Annotated in this window: 19 protein-coding genes; 12 read left to right on the top strand and 7 right to left on the bottom strand. The window is 63.2% G+C overall.

Going from position 1 to position 23750, the window contains the following annotated elements; translation table 11 throughout:
• Nucleotides 1-85: 85 nt before the first annotated feature.
• The 4 genes from GVL61_RS09580 to GVL61_RS09565 all read right to left on the bottom strand — a co-directional run bounded on the left by GVL61_RS09580 (nt 86) and on the right by GVL61_RS09565 (nt 6977).
• Nucleotides 86-2836, bottom strand: a complete 2751-nt coding sequence (locus tag GVL61_RS09580; RefSeq protein WP_159979360.1) for a TonB-dependent receptor — start codon at nt 2834-2836, stop codon at nt 86-88.
• Nucleotides 2837-2912: 76 nt separating this feature from the next.
• Nucleotides 2913-4616: a class I adenylate-forming enzyme family protein gene (locus GVL61_RS09575; RefSeq protein ID WP_159979358.1), complete on the bottom strand. Its 1704-nt coding sequence runs from the start codon at nt 4614-4616 to the stop codon at nt 2913-2915.
• A 13-nt stretch (nt 4617-4629) separates the two neighbouring features.
• Nucleotides 4630-5817, bottom strand: a complete 1188-nt coding sequence (locus tag GVL61_RS09570; protein ID WP_159979356.1) for a MaoC family dehydratase N-terminal domain-containing protein — start codon at nt 5815-5817, stop codon at nt 4630-4632.
• Between the two features lie 107 nt (nt 5818-5924).
• A complete protein-coding gene (locus tag GVL61_RS09565) occupies nt 5925-6977 on the bottom strand; it encodes an AraC family transcriptional regulator (RefSeq protein WP_159979354.1) in 1053 nt (350 codons plus the stop codon).
• Between the two features lie 225 nt (nt 6978-7202).
• Between GVL61_RS09565 and GVL61_RS09560 the strand changes: the two genes are divergently transcribed.
• From GVL61_RS09560 to GVL61_RS09525, 8 genes are all read left to right on the top strand, one after another.
• Entirely contained in the window at nt 7203-9527 is a 2325-nt protein-coding gene (locus GVL61_RS09560) for a TonB-dependent receptor (RefSeq protein ID WP_159979352.1), read from the top strand.
• Nucleotides 9528-9546: 19 nt separating this feature from the next.
• Nucleotides 9547-10554, top strand: a complete 1008-nt coding sequence (locus GVL61_RS09555; RefSeq protein WP_159979350.1) for an NAD(P)-dependent alcohol dehydrogenase — start codon at nt 9547-9549, stop codon at nt 10552-10554.
• 51 nt (nt 10555-10605) lie between these two features.
• Nucleotides 10606-11400 carry an enoyl-CoA hydratase/isomerase family protein gene (locus GVL61_RS09550; protein WP_159979348.1) on the top strand — a complete coding sequence of 265 codons (795 nt, stop codon included), beginning with the start codon at nt 10606-10608 and terminating at the stop codon, nt 11398-11400.
• A 128-nt stretch (nt 11401-11528) separates the two neighbouring features.
• The gene (locus tag GVL61_RS09545; RefSeq protein ID WP_159979346.1) at nt 11529-12074 is read left to right on the top strand and encodes a nuclear transport factor 2 family protein; all 546 of its coding nucleotides are present in this window, start codon (nt 11529-11531) and stop codon (nt 12072-12074) included.
• Nucleotides 12071-12967, top strand: a complete 897-nt coding sequence (locus GVL61_RS09540; protein ID WP_159979344.1) for an SDR family NAD(P)-dependent oxidoreductase — start codon at nt 12071-12073, stop codon at nt 12965-12967. The genes GVL61_RS09545 and GVL61_RS09540 overlap by 4 nt, the downstream gene beginning before the upstream one ends.
• Nucleotides 12957-13511 carry a nuclear transport factor 2 family protein gene (locus tag GVL61_RS09535; RefSeq protein WP_200844695.1) on the top strand — a complete coding sequence of 185 codons (555 nt, stop codon included), beginning with the start codon at nt 12957-12959 and terminating at the stop codon, nt 13509-13511. Before GVL61_RS09540 ends, GVL61_RS09535 begins: the two co-directional genes overlap by 11 nt.
• Nucleotides 13511-14389: an SDR family NAD(P)-dependent oxidoreductase gene (locus GVL61_RS09530; RefSeq protein ID WP_159979340.1), complete on the top strand. Its 879-nt coding sequence runs from the start codon at nt 13511-13513 to the stop codon at nt 14387-14389. The genes GVL61_RS09535 and GVL61_RS09530 overlap by 1 nt, the downstream gene beginning before the upstream one ends.
• On the top strand, nt 14386-15315 hold the full coding sequence (locus GVL61_RS09525) for an SDR family NAD(P)-dependent oxidoreductase (protein WP_159979338.1): 930 nt from the start codon (nt 14386-14388) through the stop codon (nt 15313-15315). The genes GVL61_RS09530 and GVL61_RS09525 overlap by 4 nt, the downstream gene beginning before the upstream one ends.
• Before the next feature lie 505 nt (nt 15316-15820).
• Here GVL61_RS09525 and GVL61_RS09520 read toward each other — a convergent pair.
• Nucleotides 15821-16480 carry a TetR/AcrR family transcriptional regulator gene (locus tag GVL61_RS09520; RefSeq protein WP_235037609.1) on the bottom strand — a complete coding sequence of 220 codons (660 nt, stop codon included), beginning with the start codon at nt 16478-16480 and terminating at the stop codon, nt 15821-15823.
• A gap of 193 nt (nt 16481-16673) precedes the next feature.
• On the opposite strand from GVL61_RS09520, the gene GVL61_RS25255 reads away from it, so the two are divergent.
• The 4 genes from GVL61_RS25255 (at nt 16674) to GVL61_RS09505 (ending at nt 22643) form a co-directional block, all read left to right on the top strand.
• A complete protein-coding gene (locus tag GVL61_RS25255; protein ID WP_255456486.1) occupies nt 16674-18467 on the top strand; it encodes a TonB-dependent receptor in 1794 nt (597 codons plus the stop codon).
• Nucleotides 18397-19197, top strand: a complete 801-nt coding sequence (locus tag GVL61_RS25250; RefSeq protein WP_255456485.1) for a TonB-dependent receptor — start codon at nt 18397-18399, stop codon at nt 19195-19197. The genes GVL61_RS25255 and GVL61_RS25250 overlap by 71 nt, the downstream gene beginning before the upstream one ends.
• A gap of 83 nt (nt 19198-19280) precedes the next feature.
• Nucleotides 19281-21611 carry an arylsulfatase gene (locus GVL61_RS09510; RefSeq protein WP_235037598.1) on the top strand — a complete coding sequence of 777 codons (2331 nt, stop codon included), beginning with the start codon at nt 19281-19283 and terminating at the stop codon, nt 21609-21611.
• Nucleotides 21612-22010: 399 nt separating this feature from the next.
• Entirely contained in the window at nt 22011-22643 is a 633-nt protein-coding gene (locus GVL61_RS09505; RefSeq protein ID WP_159979334.1) for a hypothetical protein, read from the top strand.
• 65 nt (nt 22644-22708) lie between these two features.
• On the opposite strand, the gene GVL61_RS09500 is transcribed toward GVL61_RS09505, so the two are convergent.
• Together GVL61_RS09500 and GVL61_RS09495 are read right to left on the bottom strand one after the other, a co-directional pair.
• Nucleotides 22709-23059 (bottom strand): hypothetical protein, encoded by a 351-nt coding sequence (locus tag GVL61_RS09500; protein WP_159979332.1) that lies wholly within the window; start codon nt 23057-23059, stop codon nt 22709-22711.
• A gap of 149 nt (nt 23060-23208) precedes the next feature.
• Entirely contained in the window at nt 23209-23670 is a 462-nt protein-coding gene (locus tag GVL61_RS09495) for a hypothetical protein (RefSeq protein ID WP_159979330.1), read from the bottom strand.
• Between the last annotated feature and the right edge of the window lie 80 nt (nt 23671-23750).

Here is a 23750-nt window from a genome sequence, read left to right as displayed (position 1 = left end):
AAAACGGCTCCGGGGTTTTCCCCGGAGCCGTTTCTTCGTTGTGCTCGGGCGGGGCCGGACCAGTGGTCCGGCCCGCCGCTTGCGGTTAGAAGTTCTTGCGCATGCCAAACTGCACGATGCGGCCGATCGAGAAGGCAGAGCCCTGGGTTGCGTCGTAACCCAACCCGGTCGCGCTGCGGAATTCAGGCGGGTCGACATCGAACAGGTTCTGGACGTTCAGCGTGAACGACAGGTCGTTCATCAGCGCTGAATCGGACTTCACGTCATATTTGAAGAAAAGATTGATGGCATCGAACGCGGACACTTTGGTCTGGCCGAATTCGACCGTACCACGCTTGTAGCCGGAGGTGTGGTTCCAGGTGACCTGCGCGCGAAGGCCGCCGATCGTCGTTCCGAGAGTACCCTGCATACGGAACACGGGCGTGTTGAACGCCAGGTCGTCCGCAACCGGAAGCGAGGGCAGGGCCCGTGACTTCTGCGACAGGCGATAGTTGCCCGATGCACTCGCATCGAAGGAGGCGAAGCTGGTGTCGATCACGTAGTTGGCACTGAAGTCGATGCCATCAAGCTTCGCGGTTCCCAGGTTCCGCGACCGGGTGTCGAGGGAAACCAGGACCGGAGTGGTGACCCCGCCCGCAGTGATGAGCGCCTGGGCGGTCGAGGTCGGGTTGGCGACCGTGAAGTTGAAGTTGGCCGGGTTGAACTGGGTCAGGTAGGCGGCGAGTTCCTGACCTGTGGGCCGCACCGAGTAGAGCTGCGGGAAGTTGGCATAGTAATCGGTGAGATCGGCGCTCGTCACCGGTCGCCCGATTGTGCCGGACAGGTCGATATTGTAGTAGCTGGCATTGAGCGTGAGCCCCGAAACGAAAGGCGGCTCGATTTCCACGCCAACTGACCAGTTGGTCGCTTTCTGAGGCTGCAGACCGGGCGCGGTGCCGGAAACGAAAAGGCCCACCTCGCCAGGCCCTGCCGTCACGCCGGGCGGCGTGCGCAGGAATGCCGCCGGTACCGTGGCGACAGCCGATGCCAGAACGCCGAGCTGATCGACCGGTGACGGTGCGGTGAAGGACTTGCCCCAATTGCCACGGATCGCGATCCACTCGACGGGGCGCAGCGTGGCGGCGAACTTGGGATTGAACGTGTCGCCGAAGTCGCTGTATTTGTCGTAGCGGGCCGATGCGGATAGCGACAGTTCGTTGAGGAAGGACATTTCGTTGGCGCTGCCGACGATCGGCACCTGCAACTCGCCAAACACCGAATCGACCTTCTGCGTGTAGCTGGTGGGGTCCTGGAACACGTAGGTGGTGGCGTTGGTGGTCCGGCGCTGGAAATTATCCTGCATGTGTTCATAGCCGACGGCCGCCTTGACCGACCCACCCGGGACCGCGAACAGCGGACCGTTCGCGATCGCACGATAATCGAACAGTTCGTTGCGTCCTACGCCCTCGGCATAGCGCAGCAGGCTGGCGGCCGTAGCAGGGCTGGCGGCGCCGACGTTGTAAGGGTTCAACGCCCCCGACGCGAGCGCGGCGGCCTGCGCGGTCGTGCTGATCTGCGCGTTGCGGAACGAGGTGGTGGCGATGCCGTAGCTGAACAGGCCGCTCAGTTCCCAGTCCGAGCCGAGTTCGATCGAGATCGAAGGTGCGACACGCCATGTTTCCAGGTTGGTTTCCTGCGTGGCGGAGCGAGCGCCGAACAGGGGGCTGTAATCGTACCGTACGACTTGCGGGAGGCCGGTGTTGGCATCGCCGGTCGGGCGGTAGTACGGGGATGCTGCGGTAAGCGTTGCCTGCCCGGTGCCGCCCGTGCTCAACGCGCCGGTCCCCAGCGTGCCGCCGACGGCCTCGATGGCGCGGTTCGCATAAAGCGCCGTCACATCGAAACGGACCGAGTCTGACAGATGCTGGTTAAGGCGGGCAAAGACCGTGTGCAGCGTCGAGGTGGGATAAATGGCAACCGTGTCCGAGAAATCGCAGGCATTGGGTCCACCTGCAGTCAGTCCGGCACCCGACGGGACGTAAGTCGCCGTTCCGACGCTGACGTTGGGCGCGGCGCAATTGCGCCCGGTCGGCACGTTGGTGTCCCAGTTGATCTGTTTGACCCAGTCACGGTCTGAACCGAAGACGCTATCGTGGTGAGAATAGCCATAAGCGACGTAAAAACCGCCCGAGCCCCAATCCTTGCCGGCCATCGCGCTGGCATCGACCGACTTATAGTTATCGCCCAGGCCATAGCGGGCATCGACCTGCACGCCATTGAAGCGGTCGCGGGTGACGAAGTTGAGCACGCCGCCAAGCGCGTCCGAGCCGTAAACGGCCGAACCGCCATCCGTCATTGCTTCGACGCGTGCGATGACGCCGGGTGCGATGATGTCGGGATCGACCGCGACCTGCTGGATGCCTGCACCCACCACACGCTGGCCGTCGAATAGGACAAGCGTCTGCGCGCCGCCGCTGGTATTGGAGCCCGGCAGGTTGCGCAGGTTGGGCCGGTTGATCGGATTGGAGGCGTTCGCACCCGCTTGGGGTGATACGCCCGCTGGCAGGGCGTTGAAGAAGTTGCCCACCTGCGGAACGCTGGCGAGAACCTGGCTTGTCGAAGCGGCGCCGGTCGCGGTGATCTGCTCGCTGGTAACGCCGATGACGTTGTTGCCGGCCGGCGCGATGCCGCGGATCAGAGTTCCGGTCACGACGATCGGCTCCGACGTAATCTGGTCGGCTGCGGTGTCCTCAGCGGGCGGTGCTTTTTCCTGCGCCGCCGCCATGCCCGGAATTAGGGCGATCCCGGCCACGCCGATCGCAAAACGCCAAGCGGCGCGCTTCTTGTCGAATTTCATCATAATATCCTCCCCTTCTTGGTTGAAAACCATCGCCCGCCGGCTCTTTCCGACCGATCAGACGAAACTCGAATTGTCAGTTCTGCATGGTTAGCCTTTCTGCCGCGACCCGGCGCAGCTCGCCCGTCTTCACCTTGTTGCTGCCGGTGACCGCGAGATCCTCGGGCGCGAAAAACAGCACCCGGCGAGGGACCTTGTAGCTGGCAAGTCTGGTTCGCGCGTGCGAGCGCAGTTGGTCCTCGCTGACCTGCGCGCGCTCGTGCAGGGCGACGCAGGACACCACGATCTCACCTAGCGTATCGTGCGGTACGCCGACGGTCTGCGCGACCTTTACGCCCGCGTATTCGCGGATGACGGCGTCGATCTCGAGCGGCGAAACATTGGCTCCGCCTGTCTTGATAATGTCGTTGAGGCGGCCCTCCCAGTGCAGTCGTCCAGCATCGTCGAGCCACCCGCCGTCCCCGGTGCGCAGGAACCCGTCCGCATCGAGTGTGTCGGCGAGGGCAACGCCGAGATAGCCGAGCATGAGGGTCGGCCCCTTGACCGCCAGTTCGCCGCGTTCCCCCAGCGGCATCGTTCGGCCCGTCACTGGATCGACGATCTTCAGGACATTGCCGGGCAAGGGCAGCCCGTGGCTTTCCGCGGCCTCTTCCCGCGATGTCTGGGCAGGGTAGGCCGCGCTGAGCGTGAAGGTCTCTGTGTTGCCGTAACAATGTCGCGGCTCGATCCAATCGACCTCAACCGTCGGGTGCCGGGCGATCGGCGAGGCCTCGTCAACATAGACCAGGGACGACAGATCGACGTCGGCCCAATTCGGCGCGGCTATCAGCTGCTCCCACTGATGCGGCCACGCAAAGAGAAACTGGACCTTGTGCGCCTCCATCAGCGTAAGTGCCTCGGCGGGCTGGAACGTGCGTTGCAGAACGATGGTGCCGCCTTTAGCCAGCGTTCCGCCCACGATCATCGCGAAGTTGCCGGACCAGAAAAAGCCGTTTGCGGTCCAGCTACGGACGCCATCGCTCAGCCCCTGTTGCGGACCCATGCGCCACATCTGCAAGGTTACGCCGCGATGCGAGGATACGATGCCCTTGGGAAATTCGGTGGACCCCGACGAGAAGAACAGAACGCCGGCTTCGGCCGGCGAGACCGCAGCCGCGCGGGCGGCGATGCTAGCTTCCGCCACCCCTTGACCCGCCGCGAGGAAGGCGGACCAGTCCTGCACTGCTCCGCAGGCGCCTTCCCCGATCACGACCAACGTCCTGAGGAAGGGAAAGCGCAGCGAGGCGAAGCTTTGCGGCGTGTCCTCGGTGATCCGGCTATCGAGTTCGGCCAGTGCCGCGAGGAAGTCCTTCTTGAGCACGGCGCGCTCGAACAGCAGCGTCGAGATCGCCGATTTCTCGATGAGGTAGCCCAGCTCGGCGGGCGTCGAAAAGGTGCCGATCGGCGCCGCCACGCCCCCGGCAAGCGCGATGCCGAAGATGGCAGATAGGAATTCGGGCCGGTTCGTCATGAGTACGCCGACCCGTTCCCCGTGCGCGAACCCGCCGGCGACAAGCGCTTTGGCTACCCCGTTGGCTTCCCGCCAAAGGTCCGCATAGGACCAGCGTTCGATCTTGCCATCCGGCTGGGCATGCACCAGCGCCTCGCGGCCGGAATGCTGCGCGGTGACTTCGCGCAGGAACCCTCCGAGCGTGAGTTCGCCCAGGCCAGGTTCGTCGCCGAGCGGCAGGCCACACGAGATGGACAGGGCCGCGTCGGCGATAAAGCGATGCTGGATCACGAGGCTGATCCGGTCAGGAGGGAAGCTGGACTTCGTTGACCGAAGTCACGACAACCTTGCCCTCCTGATTGGTCATCCGCACCTCGATCCGCACGATTGGGAAACCCCATTCCGAATCCGCGATCTTCTCGACTACTTCACCCTCTATCCAGGTAACGTCGCCTTCGAAGGCGGGGCCGCGAAACTCGGATTTGGCATGGCGGACCATCCCGTCGTGCCCGGCCCAGAAGGCCAGGTAATCGGTGTTCCATGCGGCCATCGTGGCACCGTAGCCGTAAGCACGGTGCATCCCGATCTCGCTCGCCCGGCTGTCGTCGATATGTCCGCGTGATGGGCCGAGGTATAGCCCGTCGCGCAGGCGCGGATCGATCATCGCGCCTTCCTCATCGAAGCTGAACCCGTCGATCCAGCCCATGTCCTGATTGACCCAGCAGTCGGGCACGCCTTCCACGCCCTGCCAGTAAAAGCTGCCCCAGATGTTGAACACGAACGCCCGGTATTCGGTGGTGAAGCTCGCGATCGAGTGCGGGCCAATTACTCGCCGCGGCAGCTTGTCGCCTACCGAGACTTCCTCGAAATGTGGGGACTTGCCATCGCGATTGGACAGGAACCAGTCACGCCGCGCCTGGTCGATTTTCGCGAGCTCTGCCTGCGTCCACTTGTGCGGCGTGCCCGCCGTCGACGCATAAATTCCCCGCTTTTCTGCTTCCTTGGCAAGATAGCGGATTACGGTGGGGCAGGACTTGGCGATAAGATCGCCGCGCTGGTTGCGGTGGATGGTATCGCCGCGCTGGAAGAGGGTCGGACCGGCGAACTTGGTGTCGGTCAGCTTGTAGCCGGTGAAGATTCGCTCATGGCTGATCTGGTCGCCCGGCCGAACGTTCACGCCGTACCACCACCATTCCTCGCCGCCGAAGATCATGTGCTGGCCATCGATTCGGCCCACGCATGCCTGATTGTTGCCGTGCCCGTAATCGAGCGCCACCAGCATCGACTGCGGGGCGATTATGTCGCCGAATTTGGATGCCGCCGCAAATCGCTGGTCCCAGTGAATCGGGTTGACGTAGTCCATCGCCATGACCCAGCGGCGGATGTCCGTCTTGTTGCATGGCTCCCACAGCTCGCCGCCGCCAACCTGGTGGCCAAGTCGCCACTCGACGTCGCTGATATCCATTTCCATCTTGTGGTCCGCTTCGGCCATGTCCCGCTCCTAATCGCGAAACCACGCACGGCAGGGCTGGCCTGCGACGTCGCTGGTTCGTCGTTGACCGGCATAGTCGCGTAATCAGGCGCGGATGGCTTGACCTATCAGGACAAAGTTTTTCGTTCGGTTGCGGCCGTGCCCCCGGCGCGCAGTTGCGACGGTGACTGGCCGAACCAGCGGCGGCAGCTGCGCGAAAAAACGGCCTGCTCGGCAAAGCCCAACTTTTCGGAGACGCCCCTGAAATCAAGCTGGGTCTGCCGTAGGTAATATATTGTCAGATCACGGCGCACGTCGTCCTTTACGTCCTGAAACGTCGTTCCTTCGTCCTTGAGGCGACGGCGGAGCGTGCGATGATGAATATTAAGAGCCCGCGCCACGTCGCCGCTCGCGCAGTTGCCATGGGTGAGCCGGCGCATGATTAGGCCGCTCACTTCAGCATTGAACGGAAGCCGCTTTTTTGGGAAATGCGTCTCGATATAGGTGGTCAGTTCGCGATGAACGTCCTCGTTCTGGCTCAGGACGGGACTTGCCAGATCATGCGCGGAGAAAGTCACGCCGTCGGCGGGCTCTCCGAAGCGAACGTCGCAGCCGAAATAGCGGCGGTATTCCGCAGGAGGCGAATTCGGCTCGTGCCGGAAATGGACACAGCGGGCGCGCGCGTAGCCGCCGGTCATCTCCATAGCCTCGAGGTGCCCGATCAGCAGAATTTGTTCGATGGCCTGGATTCGTTCACCGCTGCTTTCGAGGAACAGTTCATGACCTGCGAACACCGAGCCTTCAGGCCCGGCTCGCAACCAGACACGTGCGGCACGACTGTGAGCGCTCATATGCTCGCTAGCGAAGCGCAGCGCATCCCCGAACGTTCTCGAATTGCGCATCGTGCGGCCTAGGGGGCCGAAGATCGCTCCGCCGCGCTGCCCCTGTGCCAGCCGCATCCCGAAGTCATGGCATTTGAGTTCACGCGCCGCCACATCGAGAAGTCGGATTGCCTGGGGGTAGGTGAGATCGACGGCATCATCGCGAAATGTCGCGGACTTAATCCCTGCCAAATCCAGTAGTTCGCCAGGATCGCGGCCGAGGGCATGCGCCAGTTCTGGAAAGTGACGCAGCAGCGGTATGTTGAGTTTCGCAAACTCCGCATCGGCGATCGATGACATATTTGCTTCCCCTGGCGCTTCAGCCGACGCGCGGCAATCGCCAGTTTCTAACATTCGTAGGAGCTGCGTGGGCCCATTTGCTGCCTCGTTTGGCCACATCCGTCAAGTCGCACGCGGATAATTGCGGCACCATGCAAACGAAACAGGGAGGGCGAGGTCAGACAACCTGTGCACCTTCCCGGTGCTTCGATGTTCAGGGGCCGAATGGCTCACAATGGGGGAACGATGACTGGATCTGTAACCAAGGCAACAGTCTCGCTGTTGGCCGTAGTGGCCGCAATCTCGTCGTTGCCGGCAATCGCACAAGACAGCGGAGGGCAGGATGTCGGCAGCGAAATCATCGTTACCGCGCAGCGCCGCGCCGAAGCGTCGCGCGATGTTCCTATCAGTGTCACCACGCTCAGCAACGAGCAGCTTTCGACCGCCAACGTGCGCCAGCTTTCGGATACGGCCAAGTTGACGCCGGGCCTGCGCTTCGACAGCCAGGGACCGGCGGTGCAGCCGACCATTCGCGGCGTCGGCACCGCGATCACGACCTCGGGCGGCGGACCCAACGTGGGCATCTACGTCGACGGGTTCTTCCAGGCGAACACCTACCTGTCCGACTTCGACCTGCTCAACGTCGGCAGCATCCAGGTCCTCAAGGGGCCGCAGGGTACGCTGTTCGGCCGCAACACGACCGGCGGCGCGATCATCGTCACCACCGCCGAGCCCAGCACCGACACCAGTGCGCAGGCCAAGGTCAGCTACGGCCGGTTCAACAGCCTCAAGGCGCAGGCCTATGCCACCTACGGCATCAGCGACCGTGTGGCGCTCGACATCGAGGGGCTCTACCACCGCGGCGACGGCTACCTCACCGACATCAGCAGCGACGACGACAAGATCGGCCAGTACGAGAACTGGTCGATCCGTCTTGGCCTCAAGGCCGACCTGACCGACGACGTTTCGGTGCTGCTGCGCTGGAGCCATTCGGAAACCGACGATCCGACTTCCCAGCTCGTCAACGCCTACGTCGACAAGTCCGGCGGGGCGGGCTTCTTCGACAAGGTCTCGCCCGCCGGCCGCGCGATCTACGGGACGTCCAGCTCCAAGGGCCTGCCGCTGGTCTTCTACTACGCGCCCGAGGGCACGTACACGAGCAATCCCCGCCAGGTCCTGCTCAACAAGCCGCAGAGCTTCCGCACCAATTCGGACGCCCTGCAGGGCACGATCAAGGCGGACCTCGGCTTCGCGGACCTGACCTCGTATACCCAGTACCGCAAGGACCTCTCGCCCTACTACGGCGACCTCGATGCGACCGCGATCCCGATCTTCAACATCTACGTCGGCGTCAACGACGAGACGTGGAGCCAGGAATTCCTGCTCAACTCCAAGCCGGGCGGGCCGCTGCAATGGACGGCGGGGCTCAACTACTTCCAGATTCGCGACACCTGGGACATCGGCGCCTCGTTCGGCGGCGCACCGTTCGGCCCCTTCGGCGGCTCCAACACCAAGACGACCTCCTATGCCGCATTCCTCGACGCAACTTATGAGGTGAACGACAAGGTCTTCGTCACGCTGGGCGGCCGCTACAGCCATGACGTTGTGTCCGACGGGTACTTCGTTGCCAACTTCACCACCCCGCTGACCGGCTACACCGGCCCGAACGGCGAGAACGTGCCGTTCACAGGCAACCCCGGCGACCGGGTCCCGGTGGATACGCTCAAGAACGACAGCTTCACCCCGCGCGTCGTGCTGCGCTACAAGCCCAGCGACGATTCCAGCGTCTACGGTTCGTTCACACGCGGCTACAAGGCGGGCATCCTCAACGTCGGCGGCTATTCGGCGCAGCCAGTGAAGCCGGAGAAGATCAACGCCTTCGAGGTCGGCTACAAGTTCGACAACCGCGTGTTCCAGGCCGATCTTGCGGGCTTCTACTACGACTACAAGAACCTCCAGGTCTCCAGCTACCAGGACGGCGCGGCGCAAATCCGCAATGCCGCAAGCTCGGAAATCTACGGTCTCGAGGCGCAGCTGCGCTACGCGGTGAGCGAGGCGTTCAACATCAACGGCGGCGTCGCCTGGACCCATGCGCGCTACAAGTCGTTCCCGAACGCGCCATACTACAGCTACTGTGATCCCGCCGTCACCGACCCGGCAAGCTCGATGAACTGCGCCTACAGCGGCACGCAGGGGCCAGGCGGTCTCGTCCAGACTTCGACCGACGCCTCAGGCTACAAGATGCAGCGCGCGCCAGAGTTTTCAGGCAACATCGGCGCCAGCTACGGCCTGGACCTCGGCGGCGGCAGGCTGATGCTGTCGGGCAACGTCTACTACACCTCCAGCTTCTATTTCGACCCGGAACAGCAGTTCAAGCAGAAGGGCTACGAGATCGTCTCGCTGCGCGCCCAGTGGACCGATCCCAGCGAGATGTTCACCGTGGCGGCCTACGGGGACAACGTCAGCAACAGCCGCTACCAGACGCAGGTCCTGTTCAACACGCTGGGCACTGGAGCGGTGTGGAACTCGCCGACCACCTACGGCGTGGAACTGGGCGTGAAGTTCCGCTGATGAAGGAGTTCACGCACTCATGAGAGTCATGCGTATTTGCCAGCCGGCCTCTCGTGAAAGCTTGGCGCTGGACCATGCAGAAACGCGCGCGCCAGGACCCGGCGAAATCCGCGTCCGTATGAGGGCAGCCTCGCTGAACTTTCGCGACGGCCTGGTCGTAGGCGGCGTCTTTCCAGTGCGGGACGGCCTCATTCCACTATCGGACGGGGCGGGCGACGTTGTGGAGGTCGGCGAGGGCGTGACGGCCTTCGCACCGGGGGACCGCGTCGTCAGCGTGTTCCATCCCAATTGGATGGACGGGCAGGCCGACCGCATCGATCTCGACAATTCACCGGGCGGACCGGCCGACGGATTCGCCAGCGAGGAAGCGACGCGCCCGGTCTCGCATTTCACTCGGGCGCCCGCGAACCTGGACTATCTGGAAGCGGCGACCCTCACCTGTGCCGGCGTCACGGCATGGCGTGCCGTCGTCACCAATGGCCAGGTGAAGCCGGGCGAGCATGTACTCGTCCAGGGCACCGGCGGCGTATCGCTGTTCGCGCTGCAATTCGCCAAGACAGCAGGCGCCACCGTCATCGCGACGAGTTCCAGCGCCGAAAAGCTTGAGAGGCTGAGGGCGCTAGGCGCCGACCATGTCGTGAATTACGCCGAGACGCCGGAATGGGGCCAGGCAGTGCTCGGTCTCACGGGCGGCCTCGGCGTCGAACACGTGATCGAAGTGGGCGGCCCGCATACCCTGCGACAGAGCTTCATCGCGGCAAGGACCGGCGCACACGTCGCGATCATCGGCGCGGTGGGAGGTTTCGACATCGACACGATGCCCTTCGCGATCGTCCAGGCCAAGCGCCTGAGACTTCAGGCGGTGACGGTCGGCAGCCGGCGTGATCAGATGGACATGATCCGCGCGATCGAGGTGCATGACATCCATCCGGTGATTGCCGAAGTTTTCCCGCTGGAAAGGATGGGGGCGGCCTTCGAGCGCATGGGGGAAGGGCGGCACATCGGCAAAATCTGCCTGGAAATCTGAGGCAGCCTCACCGACCACCAATTGGAAATGCAGAAAAGCAGGGATTGTCGAATGGACGGATACGACTTGGGCGCTTCAGCGCTGCGGATTGAGACCGAAGGACCAATTGCGTGGTGCATTATTGACCGGCCCCAAGCGCGCAACGCCATGACCCCAGCCATGGATATGGGGATCAAGCGCGCGGTGCGCCTGGTCAACACCGATCCCCAATTGCGCGCGCTCATCATCACCGGAACCGCCGATGTCTTTTCGCCGGGCGGCGACCTTGGTGGGCGCTACGAACCCGGCGACGAGCGTGTTCCGGCTGGCCTGACTTACGAAAGTCTGCCGTTCGTCAGCATTCGTGAAAGCACAGCGCCGGTCATCGCCGCCGTCAATGGTATCTGCCAGGCCGGCGGTCTTCTGATGGCAATGATGGCGGATATCGCTGTGGTAAGCGAAAGGGCGACCTTCCGCGTCCCGGAGCTGCTGCGGGGCATAGTGGACTCCACCTACGCGGCGACGCTGCCTGCGCACGTTGGCCTTGCCACTGCGCGCGATCTTCTGCTCTCGGCGCGCACCATCGACGCACGGGAAGCCCAGCGCATCGGTCTGATCTCTCGGGTCGTACCGCATGAACAGTTGCGCGAGGCTGCGCTACAGGCCGCTGGTGAGGTCCTCATGACGGCCCCTCAAGCACGGACGCACGTCAAGCGCATGCTCAACGAGCAATATGGTGCGATAGACTACCAGACCATGTTCTGGTCGCTGCAGCACTCCGAAGAACCGCGTGAAGGTATGAGGGCTTTCATGGAAAAGCGCGTCCCCGCATGGATACCGCAGAGTATGGATCAGGGCCCAGGTTGAAACCGGGAGCCGCGCCCGCGATGACCCCGGCGCCGGTGGATTGTCCGCATCCGTCAAATCGAAAACGATTGGCTCGGCTAAATCTAGGTAAACCGCTTCTGGTGAGGGCGGCGCCAAGGAGAGGCAAGATGGACCATGTTTTGAACGAGATGCTGGATCGCGAAGCGATCCGCGCCTGTGTCGCCCGGCTGGCGCGCGGCGAGGACCGGCGAAGCGCCGACCTGATCCGAGCGTGCTGGTGGCCCGATGCCCGCTTCGACTACGGCGTCCATGGCGGTGACTTCGACGCCTATCTCGCCTGGGTCGTGCCCGGCGCCGATGCGATCAAGGACACCCAGCACCTGCTCGGCCAGACCCATGTCGAGATCGACGGCGCGACCGCCAAGGCCGAAACGCACGTGTTCTCCTACCACCGCGTCGACATGGGCGAGGGCGACCGCGACACCTGCATCGGCGGGCGCTATCTCGACAGCTTCGAAAAGCGGGCCAATGCTGCGGGCGAACCCGAATGGCGCATCGCCGACCGGGTGATGCTCTACGATTGGGAGCAGGACTGGGGCGCCGCCGCCAACTGGTCGAAGGGGGTGATGGGCTATCCCTTCACTGCCGAGCATTTCCCCGGCCGTGCCAAGGGCGACTTCTCAGAGCGCTGGTTCGCGGGAGACGCGGCGTGAGCGCGCCTCTCGCCGGCAAGGTCGCGCTCGTTACCGGCGCCAGCCGCGGCATCGGCAAGGGCATCGCGCTGGTCCTCGCCGAGCAGGGGGCGACGGTCTACGTCACCGGGCGCACGGTGAATGAGGGCGACTACTATCTTCCCGGTACCGTGAGCGGCACTGCCGCCGAGTGCGACGAGCGTGGAAGCGATAGCGGGGGCAGCGGCGTCGCGGTCGCCTGCGACCATGGCGACGACGCGGCGGTGGCGGCGCTCTTCGCGCAGATCGCGGCGGAGCAGGGCCGGCTCGACATCCTCGTCAACAACGCCTTCACGCTCTCCGACGACCTGCTCGAGCCCAAGGGGTTCTGGGAAAAGCCGCTGTCGAACCTCGAGATGTGGGACGTCGGGGTCAAGTCCAACTACGTCGCGGCCTGGCACGCCGCGCGGATCATGGCACCGCAGAAGTCTGGGCTGATCGTAGCGATCTCGGGTTTCGCGGCGGTAACTTATACCTACAGCGTGATCTTCGGCACTTCGAAGTCGGCGGTGGACCGCATGGCGCGCGACATGGCGATCGAACTGGAGCCGCACGGTGTCGCCTCGCTGGCCTTGTGGCAGGGCCTGACGCTTACCGAGAAGGCTCGGGACGACCTGGCGAAGATGGGCGACCGTATGACCACCTCGATCACCTCGATGCACTGCAGCACCGTCGAGCATCCCGGCCGGGTGATCGCCGCGCTCGCCGCCGATCCCGACGTCATGAAGCGCTCGGGCGGCGAGTACGTAACCGCCGAACTGGCGCAGGAAAACGGCGTGACCGACGTCGATGGCAGCGTCATCGCCTCAGCCCGCGCGACGCGTGGCTCGCCGATCTGGAAACCGATTGCGGAGGTCGACTACCGTGGCAAGTGAACGGGCTGCACGCATAGACGCACTGCTCGACAAGCAAGACATCCACGAATGCCTCGCGCGCTTCTCGCGCGGCATGGACCGCTTCGACCGCGCCATATACCTCTCGGCCTTCTGGGACGATGCCGAAATGGCCGCCGGCCCGTTCGTGGGCAGCGCCGCAGAATGCTGGGACTGGGCGGTGCCGATGCACGAGGCGGGGCAGATCGTGACCCATCACGCGCTGCTGCAGACGACCATCGACCTCGACGGCGACACCGCGCATTCGGAAACCTACTACCAATTCGTCGGCCGCAACCGCGACGAGAGCCTGTGGATCGCGGGCGGCCGCTACATCGACCGGCTGGAGCGGCGCGGCGGCGCGTGGAAGATCGCGCTGCGCACCAACTTGATCGAATGGGGCTGCCTGCCGCCGCCGATGCCGATCCCCTTCGCCGACGTGCCCGACATCGCGGTCAACGGCGTGTCCTCGCGCAGCAAGGACGATCCGTCCTACCAGCGCCCACTGACCAACCGGCGCGCGCCCGCCAATCCGGGCAAGGCCTGATGGGCGCGCTGACCGGCAAGGTCGCGGTCGTCACCGGCGCCAGCCGCGGCATCGGCAAGGGCACCGCGCTGGCGCTCGCCGAGCAGGGGGCGACGGTCTACGTCACCGGCCGCACGGTGAGCGCGGGCGGCCATGCGCTGCCCGGTTCGCTGGAGGAAACCGTCGCCGAAGTCGATGCGCGCGGCGGCAAGGGCGTGGCGGTCGCCGTGGACCTGCTCGACGATGCGCAGATCGCCGCGGTGTTCGACCGGGTCCGCCGCGACGAGGGCCGGCTCGACCTGCTCGTCAACAGCGCCATGGCCATTCCCGATTCGATGACGCAGCGTGTCGGTTTCTGGGACAAGCCGCTCGCCGACGAATGGCAGATCTGGGACACCGGCGTCCGCGCGGCGTTCGTCGCCGCCTGGCATGCCGCGCGGATCATGGTGCCGCAAGGCTCGGGGGTGATCGCCGCGCTCTCGGGCTATGTCGGCGTGACCTATACCTACGACGTCGTGTTCGGCGTCACCAAGACCGCGACCGACCGGATGATGCGGGACATGGCACACGAACTGCAGGGCTCCGGTGTCAGCGCCGTCTCGCTCTGGCAGGGCTTCACTTATACCGAGCGCGCGACCGAGAACCTCAAGGCGGTGCCCGGCATGGCCAGCCAGCTCAACAGCGCGGTCGGCTCTTCGCCCGAGTTTCCCGGGCGCGTCATCGCGGCGCTGGCGATGGATCCCGGGGTCGCGACCAAATCGGGCGGCACTTTCATCAACGCCGAACTGGCCGCCGAATACGGCGTGACCGACAAGGACGGGCGCACGATCCCGTCGCTGCGCGAAAGCCGCGGGGCCCCGCTGTGGGGACCGGACGATACGACATGGAGTGCAGTATGAGTGAACGCCGCTTCGACGGCCGGGTCGCCGTCATCACCGGCGGCGCGCGCGGCCTCGGCTTCGCTTATGCGCAACTGCTGGGATCGCTCGGCGCGAAAATCGTCGTCAACGACAACGGCAGCGCGATGTCGGGTTCGGGCAGCGATGTCGGCCCGGCGGAGGAAGCCGCGCAGGCCCTGCGCGCCGCCGGCTGCGAGGCGGTCGCCTGCGCCGAGAGCGTCGCGAGGCCGGAAGGCGGCAAGGCGATCGTCGAGGCCGCCCTCGACGCCTTCGGGCGGATCGACGTGCTGATCCACAGCGCCGGCAACGTGCGTTACGGCCCGCTCGATGCGATCAGCCACGACGATTTCCGCGCGGTGATCGACGTCCATCTGCTCGGCGCCTTCAACGTCGTGCGCCCCGCGTTCGAGCGGATGGCGGCGGAGGGATATGGCCGTGTGGTGCTCAGCGGCTCGATCGGCGGGCTCTACTCGATCGCGCATGGCGTGAACTATGCGATGTCGAAGTCGGCGATGATCGGCCTCAACAACATGATCGCGATCGAGGGCGCGGACCGCGACGTGAAGTCGAACGTGATCCTGCCGGGGGCCGTGACGCGCATGGCGGACGGGCTCGACGTGACGCAGTACCCGCCGATGGGGCCCGAACTGGTCGCCCCGGTGGTCGGCCTGCTCGCGCACGAGAGCTGCCCGGTCTCGGGCGAGCTCTACGTCTCGATGGGCGGCCGCATCGCCCGCGCCTTCATCACCGAGACGCGCGGCGTCTACCGGCCGGAATGGACCATCGATCTGGTCGCCGCCGACATGGACGCCATCCGCGACGAGAGCGAGCGCTGGACCTTCCACCCGGTGGAGAACGGTTTTGTCGAGCATATGACGAGGAGTTTTGACATGGTGCGACAAGCACGCTCCAACCAAAGTTTATGAGCAAGCAATCTCCCCTCCGGGAGGTTCCTGGGCTGGCTAGATGAGCTTTAGCCAGCCCCTTTTTTGGCCGTTGTTTTTTTATATCATCCTGAATACAAAAATTCTCTTGTAACTATCAGGAATTCGGATCTCTACCTCCGCAATATCGGGATAGGTATTGTTGGGTGTAACGATTGACCTTGGGAAAATTTAGCGCAAGCGACTGAAGACATCGGGTGGACATGTACTATTCGCTGAATAGGCGTATTATCACACGGTTCTCGTTCCGCGGTTGGTGGCCGAGGTGCCCTTGCATCGCATTTTTGAAATGCCGAATCCAAACAAGTTGATCCGTAGGGCACATGAACGAACGTCCAGTTTCGGGTTGACGTTTTAGACTTGCGAACGTCCACAATCAGGGCGGGTCGGGCCGTGATCTCGAATATCAAATCTAATGGCTATGTCTGGCGCCAGCGTGCGTATTCTAACGTCAGTAAGGGCAACAGGCAGCCTCTAAGCAGGCCCGTCAAGCGCAGCTACTTTCTAATGCTGCGACCGCCATGGTGAGCGCGGTCTCGTAGCGCTTCCGGAATCGGTCGGGGTCGTGTTTCTGAAGGCCTTCATTGTCCGAGAGGACCAACATGTTGATGACCACGAGGTACGATAGAGCGATACGATAATCGCCTAAATGCAGGTCTTCTGCGCCGACCAGCTCGTTCATCCGATCGAGGATCCGCCGCAGATTTCGGTTGAGATCGGGACGAGTGTCACCGGCGTGCGGCACCCCCGCGGGCCGCTGCTGGAGCAAGTACTTGCTCATGAATGCGGCGTATGTATGGCGCCCCTGGTCGTCCGTCAGGTCGAGGACGGGCTCGCACAGGATCCGCATGAGCGTGCGCAGGTCAAACATTTCCCCGTTATGCTCAATTCGATCCAGAGCCGCACCGCGCGGTCCCTCCATCTGCCACACCCTCCAGGCGAAGATCGCCTGCACCAGCTTCTCGCGGTTGCCGAAGTGATACTGGACTGCATTCGTGTTCTTGTTGCCGGCGGTCTGCGCGATCTCGCGGAATGACACACTGTCAATCGAGCGCTGCGCATAAAGAGATTCGGCTGCCGCGATTATCCGCAGCTTGGTCTCATCGGCAAAGGGTAGGGAGGGCTCGATCACCCGGGCTTCGTACACGAGACGCAAGCAAATTCCAGTTCTAGCAGAATGAGACTCTCCTTTCGTACAGGCACGCGAGCTGTACGGCGCTGCGCGTCAAACGACCGCTAGCCTAACAATTAAAACAGGTGCGTTATAGCCTTTAACGCGTATGTTTCAATCAATGGCTGGGCAACAACCGCGGCCTGCAAAATGATTGGGAGAACATGACATGCCTCGACAGAGCCGGGCCGTACCCGTTCGCCAGCGCACCTCGATCCGAGCAGCACTTCTTGCCGCGTCGGCCGGGATCAGCCTTGTCCATGCTCCGGTTGTGCAGGCCCAGACGGAACAAGCTGAGCAGGCGCCGGAAGGCGGTATAGGCGACATCATCGTTACCGCTCGCAAGCGGCAGGAAACGACACAGGACGTGCCGGTTTCGGTTGTCGCGATCAGTGCAGAGCGTATGCAGCAGTACGACCTCAGCAACCTAGAGCGTGTCGCGGCGCAGACCCCCTCTTTTTCGATCGGGCGCACGCCTTCTGGTTCGGGCGCCACACTGGTGCTTCGCGGTATTGGTTCAAATACCACCTCGATCGGCCTGGAGCAGTCGGTCGCGGTCATTGTCGATGGCGCCTATTACGGGCAGGGGCGCACGATCAATGAAGGTTTCTTCGACCTCGGCCGCCTGGAGATTCTCAAGGGTCCACAGGCGCTGTTCTTCGGCAAGAATGCCACTGCAGGGGTGGTCTCGATTACCACTGCCGACCCAGGCGACAAACTTGAAGTGATCGCTCGCGCTGGCTACGAATTCGCCGCCAAACAGGTTTATGGCGAGGCGATCGTCTCCAGTCCGCTGAGCGACACCTTGGGCATTCGCGTGGCAGCACGCGCGAGCAAGCAGTTCGACGGCTATTACAGGCAGCTTGGAACGACGCAGCCGTATCCCACGATTGACCGCACATCAACGGTGGTCCCGGGCACCACGACCGTCCACACTTCGGGCCCAGCGGGCGACGGCCGCGCCAAGGAGGCTTACATCCGCGGCACAATCAATTGGGAGCCGACCGACACTCTCATTGCTGTGCTCAAGGCCAATTACGGCATCAACGAAAATAACAACCCCGCCGCCGGGTCGGTTGTCTACTATTGCCCGACGGGCGCACTGGCCAGCAACCCGGCCATCGCCTGCGGCAAGCGCTTCGCTTCATCGGCCAACCGCACGCCCACCGACATCGCTGCCAGCCTGCCCTATTCGAATGCCGATGGGCAAACGGGTAACCAGTACAAGTCCTGGGCGGTAAACCTGGGCGTGACATGGGCGATGGACGACCTTACGGTCTCGTCGGTCACCAACTACAACTGGAACCGCAACACCTTCCAGTTCGACGGCGATAGTGTATCGCGCGCCGGAGCCCCTGGCGTCTTCGCCACCGAGGATTCGAGCTGGCACGCTTTCTCGCAGGAAGTTCGTGCGCAGACAAACCTAGGCGGCTTCTGGGACGCGATGGTTGGTGGCTATTACCAGTCGACCATGCGGGATTACGACGCATGGACCGCGTCGGGCGGCTTGGAAAATAGCGCGGCGACGCCGGACTACCGGCGCTACCTTGCAAATTCGAAGGATTCGGAGACCAAAGGGACGACCTTTGCGATGTTCGGGCAGCTCACCGTCCGACCCATCGACCAGATCGAGATCGCTGGCGGCGTTCGTTATACGTCAGAGAGCAAGGACAGTTACTTCCTCCAACCCTACTCGCATCCGATCCGGGTGGCGCAGGGCATTTTTCTGCCGGGGGTGACGCTGCGCTCAAATCAGGACTTCGAAGACTGGTCGCCCGAGGCCACGATCACCTACAAGCCCACCAGCGACATCACGATCTACGGTGCCTACAAGACGGCTTACAAGTCGGGCGGGTTCTCGAATTCGGGCATCTACAGCCCGAGCGCGGGCCTTGCCGATTTTGAATTCGATCCCGAGAAAGCCAAGGGCTTCGAAGCGGGCATCAAGACGACCTTGGCTTGACCGCCAGCTGCGCCTCAACCTGACTGCGTACAACTACAAGTATAGCAACCTGCAGCTTGATTTCTTCCGGTCGGACATCTTCGCGTTCACTACCATTAACGCTGGCTCGGCTCGCACGAAAGGCATCGAGTTTGAATTTCAGGTGGCACCGCGCGCGCTCGACGGTTTTGATCTGCATGGCAGTGTGAACTACAACCAGGCACGCTACGGTGATGCACCGGGGGCCCCGTGCTGGGCCGGCCAGACGCGCGGTCAGGGCTGCAATCTGGTCTATGTCGCAGCGAACAACGGCTCGCGTCCGTTCGATCCCGCTACTGACGTCATTGCGAACCGGCAGAACCTACGCGGTCAGCCTACTGCCAATGCGCCCGACTGGACAGGGAACCTTGGCGCGTCGTACGAGGCACGCTTCGAGAGCGGGGCGAAGGCCGCTTTCGCCCTCGATGCGCGCTACAGCGGAAGCTACATCGCGACTGCCTTTGGCAATCCCTATACCCGGCAGAAGCGCTACATGTCGCTGGACGGCACCATCTCGTTCACCACGGCGGACGAGCACTGGCAGCTCCAGCTCATAGGCAAGAACCTGACCAACCGCTTCTACGTGATCGGCGGAAACGACACGCCCAATACAGGGTTGGGCACCGGCACTAACGCTGGCGTTATCGCTGACCAGACCGGTTTCGCCAGCCTGCCACGCACCGTCCAGGCCCAGGTCACCTTCCGCTATTAACTTCTTTATCCTCCCCTCGAGGGGCTCCGGCCGCCAGCGCGGTGACAACCGGAGCCCCTTTGTTTGCGGGAGGAGCGAACATCATGAAGGATGAGATCATGACCAAATCGCCGCGCCTTTGGGCCGCCTTGCTCGCCTCTTCCGCGCTTGCTTGCGCATCGCCAGTGCTGGGCCAAGTGGCGGGTGATACCGTAGGCACAACGGCGGAGACTACCCACGCCCCGCGCTGGCCGTCCGAACCCACCGCTCCCAAGGGCGCGCCCAACGTGCTGGTTATCATGACCGACGACGTCGGCTACGGCGTCAGCAGCGCGTTCGGCGGGCCGGTCTCGACACCGACCTTCGAAGGCCTGGCCAAGAAAGGCCTGCGTTACAGCCGTTTTAACACCACCGCGCTCTGTTCGCCCACGCGCGCCTCGCTGTTAACCGGGCGCGAGCCGCACAACGTCAACATGGGCAACGTCACCAACCTGCCCACCGGCTATGACGGCTACACCACCGCGATTCCCAAGACCGCTGCGACGATCGCGGAAATGCTCAAGGAAGGTGGGTACAACACAGCGATGCTGGGCAAGAGCCACCTGACGCCCGAATGGGAGATGAGCGCAGCCGGACCGTTCGACCGCTGGCCAACTGGTCTCGGCTTCCAGTACTTCTACGGTTTTCTATCAGCCGACAATTCCCTGTGGAACCCCAATCTCGTCGAGAACGAGAAGCCGGTCGCACAGCCCGATGATCCGACTTATCACTTCGAAAAGGACATAGCCAACCACGCGATAGGCTGGCTCCAGGCCCAGCAGGCGAGCGCGCCCGACAAGCCGTTCTTCATGTACTACGCTCCCGGCGCCGCGCACACGCCGCACCATGCGCCCCAGGAATGGCTCGACAAGTTCAAGGGCAAGTTCGACCAGGGCTGGGACAAGGTGCGCGAGGAAAGCTTCGAGCGCCAGAAAGCCATGGGCCTGATCCCGAAGAATTCGCTCCTGTCGTCGCGCCCGGAGTCGCTGCCGGCCTGGGACTCTCTCGATGCCGAGCACAAGAAGGTGTCCGCTCGGCTGATGGAGGCCTACGCGGCGACGGTCGCCTATTCAGACTACCAGACCGGGCGGGTGATCCAGGCACTGCGCGACAGCGGCCAGCTCGACAACACCATGATCGTCTTCATCGAGGGCGACAACGGATCGAGCGCGGAAGGCGGTCTCGATGGCCTGGCCTTCGAACAATCGGCGATCACCGGTCATAAGGAGACTTTCGCTGAACTCGCCTCGCACTACGACGATATTGGCGGGCCGAACGTCTACAACCACTTTCCGGCTCCTTGGGCCTGGGCGATGAACAGCCCCTATCCGTGGTGGAAGCAGATCGCCTCGCAGGCGGGTGGCACGCGCAACGGCATGGTCATCTCGTGGCCCGCGCGCATCAAGGACATGGGCAGTTTCCGCACCCAGTACGCCCACGTCAGCGACATCGCGCCGACCATTCTGGAAGCCGCTGGCATCAAGGCGCCCGCGACGATGCAGGGCATCCAGCAGCAGCCGATCGATGGGATCAGCCTGGCCTACAGCTTCGCCGCGCCCGGGGCCCCTTCGCATCGGCGCACGCAAGTCTACGAGATGATGGAGAACTTCGGCATCTATCACGATGGCTGGATGGCCGGCACGCTACCCAAGCGCATGGCCTGGGAAGTGGGCGTCGGCGAGGACCGCAAGCTGGGGGTCGGACCGGAGAGTCGTCAATGGACACTGTTCAACCTCGACAAGGATTTCACCACGGCGCGCGACCTAGCCGCCAGCAATCCGGTCAAGCTCAAGGAAATGCAGGACCTTTTCTGGAAGGAAGCGGCGGCCAACCACATCCTGCCGATCCACGATTACAGCCAAGGGGCGGCCGGCCGGCCGACGCTGGGCGGCAATCGCACCCATTTCGTGTATCGCGCCCCGATGAGCCACCTGAACGAGGACGCGGCGCCGCACACCATCGGCAAGTCGTTCACCATCGACGCGGACGTCGATGTCGGCGGGAACGCCCATGGCGTCCTGGTCACGCAGGGCGGCCGCTTCGGCGGGTATGCCTTTTACCTCAAGGAGGGCAAGCCTGTGTTCCATTACAATGCGGTAGGCACCGACCAGTTCACCATCCGGGGTACCAGTGCGCTCGGCGCCGGCCGGCACACGGTCACCGCAGCGTTCAAGGCGGACAAGGCGGAGCCGGGGGCGGGCGGCACGCTCACCATCAGCATCGATGGCAAGCCTGTAGGCAGCGGGCGCATCGGTCGCACCATCCGCGGCTGGATGTCTCACACCGAAGGCTTCGACGTGGGCATGGATACAGTTACCCCGGTGAACGGCGACTATACCGTGGTGGAGAGCCACTTTGCGGGGACCATCAAACAGATCGACATCAAGCTAGAGTGATCGCATCGGTAGGCTTTGGTTGCAACGGATCGCGCATTGGACCGGCATAGCGAATTGAAACAGCGATAGCCGTCGAGTTTCTGTCTTCGGATTTGTGGGGAGCCTTGGCTAACTGGGGTCCTCGCACGGTTCGAATAGGGACTTCGTCGTGCGAAACGATGATGAACAGATGGCTGGAATCAGCGGTGGGATTTGCCTGGTTGAACGTCCATTTTCAGGGCGGAAATCCGAGCCGGGGCAGGGTGGTAGTGGCCGGTCGCGACCGGAGTCGTCGTTCGATTGCGCTTTATGGATGTCCGCTCCAGACAGAAGTCGCCGATCCGTTGATTGGGCTTCAGCATCGCTCATGACCGGACTGAAATTAAGCAAATATGAGAAGTAGGCGAGTTAGGACGGACTATGGAAACAGCGTTTTTTTGGGCGAGCACGGCGCTTTTCCTTTGTGCCGGGAGCCAAACGCATCTCGCTGCTGAAAGCCCTGGTGCGATGACAGGCCAGACCTTTCCGATGTCCCCGCGGCTTGGCGGCTATGGTCCGGTTCGCCTGGCGATGACCCGGGCTGACGCCGAACGAGTTTTCAACGGCATCGCTCGTGATGTGGTCTTTCTACCCACATCTGCGGACCATCCGCTCACCGACATGGCGGACAACCGGTTGGACCAAATGGTCGTGATGACGCCGTGGGTGGATGTTTACGTCGGCAGGCTCGATACCAATACGCTGATCCAGGTCGGAATGCACGGCGGCCGCGTCGTCTCAGTCATGCTGCGCACGAGGCTGGCGGCCCAAGGTCAGGCATGTCGTTCCGCCTTCCTGGGTCTCGTCAAGCGCAATGAAGTCGAGTTTGGCCCTGTGCCAGTCGCCGATATGCCCGGCAATTCCAGGTTAATCAGCGACGGCAAGGTCGATTTCGACGGGTGGACACTTCGCCTCGGGCGCATCCAGGCCGGCGCTACGTGCAACCTGACGGCCGACTATATATCCAACTCAGATAGCAAAATCGAGGCGAACTGGCGAGCTCGCCTGCCATGACCCAGCTAGCGGATACAGAAAAAGGAGAGGAACCCTAGCAAGGACGCTCGCCGGATCCGGGCCCTTCAGCGGGTCATCACCAGCTTTCCGCCGATCAGGCTGAACTGCATGTTGACCGGGCTTGGCGGCACGCCGCGGTTGACGATAGTAAGGGCTCCCTCACCGACAGCGTTGGTCCAATCCATCAGGCGACCGCCCGCCATCGTCCGGAAGTGAGCTTCGTTACGAGGTGGGAGCGTGGCGGTGAAACCCGGTTCAGAGAGCATCAGCTTGAGCTGTTGGAGATCCTGCGCCCGTGCGGCCTCCGCGTTCGGACCGAGCGGATAACTGCGCGCCATGTGCTCGCGGCGTACCGCGCCTGCATTCTCATAGGCCTCAAGGTCGCCGTTGCGCAGCATTTCGGTGAGCTCCGCCATATGAGCATAGACTGCCTCGGCGGTGCCCTCGGGCAAGTCACGTGTGGCTTCCGCCCAAGGCGGTGCCACGACCGGGGACAGCGGCGCGAACGTCAAAGTGAGGCGATGCGGCAACAAAACGAAACCATCCTCATCCGCCGAAGGCCAGACTATCCGATCGACATCACGGGTGATAATCTCCAACGTATTGCCGACGCGGTGCGTCTCGTCAGCTGTAGCAGCAGTCGAGCAGTCGCGGCGGCGGGCAATGCGCCGGAGAGTGGCGCAGGGGGCTGTTCCAGATTCATGCCAGACATCCCAACCCGCACTTCGGCCTGATTCCTGCCCGGCATCATGTCGTGCTGGATAGCGAGAGACTGCGCGCCGATGTCGCCCACCTCTGTCCGTGCCAGCAGGATGCCGTTTAACCAGGTTTCGGAATGCACGCCTGCGCCAACGTTGACGCTTAAACCATGCACGGCGCCGGTGGCGGCCGCCGTCATGCTTGTCTTTTCATAACTCTTCGCCTGCGCGAACACGGCTGCGGGGGCGGCAGCGGCCGCGAGCGTGAAAACTGAGGCATCGCGCCCCAAATCGAGGAGGCGACGCCGCGACATGCGGGTGACGTCCATATTCGTTTCTCCCTTGTCGGTAACGCCGTTTCTATATTCCGTTCCGCTATGGCAGTCGTGTCCTTTGGCCGCCACTCAAG

Source organism: Novosphingobium sp. 18050, from assembly GCF_902706195.1.
In the GTDB taxonomy this organism is placed as follows: domain Bacteria; phylum Pseudomonadota; class Alphaproteobacteria; order Sphingomonadales; family Sphingomonadaceae; genus Novosphingobium.
The sequence above is the reverse complement of the archived record's forward strand: the minus strand, read 5'-3'. Positions and strand labels throughout refer to the sequence as shown.

Bases quoted from the DNA above. Each gene is read 5' to 3' on its own strand.
- GVL61_RS25255 (WP_255456486.1), top strand. From the start codon at position 16,674: ATGCCTCGACAGAGCCGGGCCGTACCCGTTCGCCAGCGCACCTCGATC.
- GVL61_RS09505 (WP_159979334.1), top strand. From the start codon at position 22,011: ATGGAAACAGCGTTTTTTTGGGCGAGCACGGCGCTTTTCCTTTGTGCC.
- GVL61_RS09580 (WP_159979360.1), bottom strand. From the start codon at position 2,836: ATGAAATTCGACAAGAAGCGCGCCGCTTGGCGTTTTGCGATCGGCGTG.
- GVL61_RS09510 (WP_235037598.1), top strand. From the start codon at position 19,281: ATGAAGGATGAGATCATGACCAAATCGCCGCGCCTTTGGGCCGCCTTG.
- GVL61_RS09560 (WP_159979352.1), top strand. From the start codon at position 7,203: ATGACTGGATCTGTAACCAAGGCAACAGTCTCGCTGTTGGCCGTAGTG.
- GVL61_RS09550 (WP_159979348.1), top strand. From the start codon at position 10,606: ATGGACGGATACGACTTGGGCGCTTCAGCGCTGCGGATTGAGACCGAA.
- GVL61_RS09570 (WP_159979356.1), bottom strand. From the start codon at position 5,817: ATGGCCGAAGCGGACCACAAGATGGAAATGGATATCAGCGACGTCGAG.
- GVL61_RS09555 (WP_159979350.1), top strand. From the start codon at position 9,547: ATGAGAGTCATGCGTATTTGCCAGCCGGCCTCTCGTGAAAGCTTGGCG.
- GVL61_RS09500 (WP_159979332.1), bottom strand. From the start codon at position 23,059: ATGGCGGAGCTCACCGAAATGCTGCGCAACGGCGACCTTGAGGCCTAT.
- GVL61_RS09545 (WP_159979346.1), top strand. From the start codon at position 11,529: ATGGACCATGTTTTGAACGAGATGCTGGATCGCGAAGCGATCCGCGCC.
- GVL61_RS09525 (WP_159979338.1), top strand. From the start codon at position 14,386: ATGAGTGAACGCCGCTTCGACGGCCGGGTCGCCGTCATCACCGGCGGC.
- GVL61_RS09495 (WP_159979330.1), bottom strand. From the start codon at position 23,670: ATGGACGTCACCCGCATGTCGCGGCGTCGCCTCCTCGATTTGGGGCGC.
- GVL61_RS09530 (WP_159979340.1), top strand. From the start codon at position 13,511: ATGGGCGCGCTGACCGGCAAGGTCGCGGTCGTCACCGGCGCCAGCCGC.
- GVL61_RS09565 (WP_159979354.1), bottom strand. From the start codon at position 6,977: ATGTCATCGATCGCCGATGCGGAGTTTGCGAAACTCAACATACCGCTG.